The 2,513-nt window shown below is 74.1% G+C and carries 1 protein-coding gene; it reads left to right on the top strand.

Annotated elements, in window-relative coordinates:
• Positions 1-2,395 (top strand): glycosyl hydrolase family 95 catalytic domain-containing protein (locus LCE31_RS24625; protein ID WP_225017714.1); only part of this gene is annotated, 2,395 nt, incomplete at its 5' end.
• Positions 2,396-2,513 lie beyond the last annotated feature (118 nt).

Here is a 2,513-nt window from a genome sequence, read left to right on the forward strand (position 1 = left end):
CCTCGCCACCGCCGGGCTCCCCCTCTTCACGGCCGCCGCGGCCCCGGTCGACCGCCCGGCCACCGACCCGCGCGTCCCCGGGGACCGCGCCCTCCAGCTCTGGTACCCGGGGCCGGCCGATCCCGGCAACATGATCCAGACCGCCCTGCCCGTCGGCAACGGCCGCCTCGGCGCGCTCGTGGGGGGCGACCCCGCCGCCGACCTCCTCTACCTCACCGACGGCACGATGTGGACCGGCGGCCTCAACGACACCCTCGACGCGGACGGACAATTCCCCTACGAGCGAGTGGAGTTCGGCTCCCTCACCCAGCTCGCCCACGTCACGGTCTCGGTGCCTGGCCACACCGCGCAACGGATCGCCGACTACCGGCGGGCCCTGGACCTCAGCAACGGCCTGGCCACCGCCTCCTACACGTGCGACGCGGTGACGTATCACCGCGAGGCCTACGCGAGCCACCCCGACAACGTCGTCGTGCTCACCCTGACGCAGAGCGGCGGAGGCAGCTACACCGGCACCATCGACCTCGCGGGCACCCACGACGAGACCGTCACCGCGACGCCCGCTGCGGCCCCGGGCGGAGCGGCGGCGACCGGGGGAGCGGCGGGCCGTGGGCCCCTGCTGGGCTTCACCGCGTCCTTCGGCAACGGCCTGTCCTACGCCGCCGCCGTCACCGCCGTCACCACCCGCGGCACGGTCGAGGTCTCCGGCACCCGCCTCACCTTCACCGACTGCGCCGACCTCACCGTCGTCCTCGGCGGCGGCACCGACTACGCGCCCGACCCCGCGCACGGCTACCGCGACCCGTCCGCCCGGCCCGCCGACCTCGCCGCGCACACGGCCCACGCCGCGGCACGCCTTCCCAGCGACACCCTGCGCGCCACCCATGTCGCGGACCACCGGAGGCTGTTCGAGACCCTGTCGCTCTCGCTCGGTACGTCCAGCGCGCACCAGCGGGCCCTCGACACCCCCAGCCGCCTCGCCGCCCGCGCGGCGGACGGCGCCGCGCCCGACCCCGAACTGGAGGCCGCCTACTTCCACTTCGGGCGCTACCTGCTGGTGGCGGGCTCGCGCGACAGCGTCCCGCTCGGCCTCCAGGGGCTCTGGCTCGACGGCAACGACCCGGACTGGATGGGTGATTACCACACCGACATCAACGTCGAGATGAACTACTGGCTGCCCGACCGGGCCGGCCTGAGCGGCTCCTTCGACGCCTTCACCGACTACTGCCTCAGCCAGCTGCCGTCCTGGACCGACGTGACGGCCAGGACCTTCAACGACCCCCGCAACCGGTTCCGCAACTCCACCGGCAGGGTCGCCGGCTGGGCCATCGCCTTCTCGACCAACATCCACGGCGGCTCCGGCTGGTGGTGGCACCCCGCCGCCAACGCCTGGCTCGCCAACACCCTCTTCGACCACTACGCCTACACCCAGGACACCCGTACCCTCGCCAGGATCTACCCCCTCCTCAAGGGGGCCTGCGAGTTCTGGGAGGCCCGGCTCATCACCGCCACCGTCGACGACCCCGACGTCCCGGGCGGCAGCCGCGACGTCCTCGTCGACGACAAGGACTGGTCCCCGGAGCAGGGCCCGCAGGACGGCATCGGCAACACCTACTCCCAGGAACTGGTGTGGGCGCTGTTCGGCAACTACGCCACCGCCACCCGCGTCCTGGGCCGGGACCGCGCCTACGCCCGCACCATAGCCGGGCTCCGCGACCGCCTCTACCTGCCACGTGTCAGCCCGACGACGGGATGGCTCGAGGAGTGGATGTCCCCCGACAACCTCGGCGAGAGCGAGCACCGCCACCTCTCGCCGCTCATCGGCCTCTTCCCCGGCGACCGCATACGCCCGGGCGAGACGTCCGGGGACATCCTCACCGGTGTACGGGCCCTGCTCACCGCCCGCGGCATGGACAGCTACGGCTGGGCCAACGCGTGGCGCGCCCTGTGCTGGGCCCGGCTGGGCGAGGGCGAGACGGCCTACCGGCTCATCGCGACCAACCTCCGCCCCTCCACGGACAACAGCAATGGCACCGCGCCCAACCTGTTCGACATCTACCAGGTCGACGCGGACCGCAGCATCTTCCAGATCGACGCCAACTTCGGAACCCCGTCGGCCGTCACCGAGATGCTCGTCCAGTCGGCGCCCGGCCGGGTCGAGCTGCTGCCCGCCCTGCCGGCCGCCTGGGCGGACTCCGGCCACATCAGCGGCGTCGGCGTACGCGGCGGCTTCGTGCTCGACCTGTCCTGGCGGCACGGCCGCGTGGAGAAGGCGGTGCTCACCAGCGTCGGCGGCCGTACGACCACGGTCTGTGCCCACGGACGGTCCCGTACGGTCCGCCTGACTCCGGGCGCCTCCACGTCCCTGCACGGCCTCGGCGCCCAGGAGTCCTGACGCGCGGGGGCCCCCGCGGGGGGGGGCCGGGGGGGCCCCCCCCGGCCCCCCCGCCCCCCGCCGCCGGGGGGGGGGGCGGCCGGGGGGGCGCCCCCCCCGCCACAGACCAAGCGTGTGG

Origin of the sequence: Streptomyces sp. 8L (genome assembly GCF_020176795.1) — a bacterium.
In the GTDB taxonomy this organism is placed as follows: Bacteria; Actinomycetota; Actinomycetes; order Streptomycetales; family Streptomycetaceae; genus Streptomyces.